Genomic DNA, 255 nt, shown 5'->3' on the forward strand with positions numbered 1-255 from the left:
TACCAAGGCAAGGGTTATTGAATTAAATTCAGTACAACCCACCATAACTAAAGACAAAATTTTAAGATGGGTTGTTAGCTCAGTTGGGAGAGCATCGCCCTTACAAGGCGAGGGTCACTGGTTCAAGTCCAGTACAACCCACCATCTTAGAAACTTAATTGTCAAAAAATAATACTCTGGGTTGTTAGCTCAGTTGGGAGAGCATCGCCCTTACAAGGCGAGGGTCACTGGTTCAAGTCCAGTACAACCCACCAT

At 43.9% G+C, this 255-nt stretch carries 2 tRNA genes; both read left to right on the forward strand.

Annotated features, from left to right (window positions below):
- Positions 1 to 68: 68 nt before the first annotated feature.
- Positions 69 to 144: transfer RNA gene (locus C3B51_RS23320), tRNA-Val, on the forward strand.
- 34 nt (positions 145 to 178) lie between these two features.
- Positions 179 to 254, forward strand: a tRNA-Val gene (locus C3B51_RS23325).
- The last annotated feature ends 1 nt before the right edge of the window (position 255 follow it).

The organism is Pseudoalteromonas rubra (assembly GCF_004212645.1).
Lineage (GTDB): Bacteria > Pseudomonadota > Gammaproteobacteria > Enterobacterales > Alteromonadaceae > Pseudoalteromonas > Pseudoalteromonas rubra_G.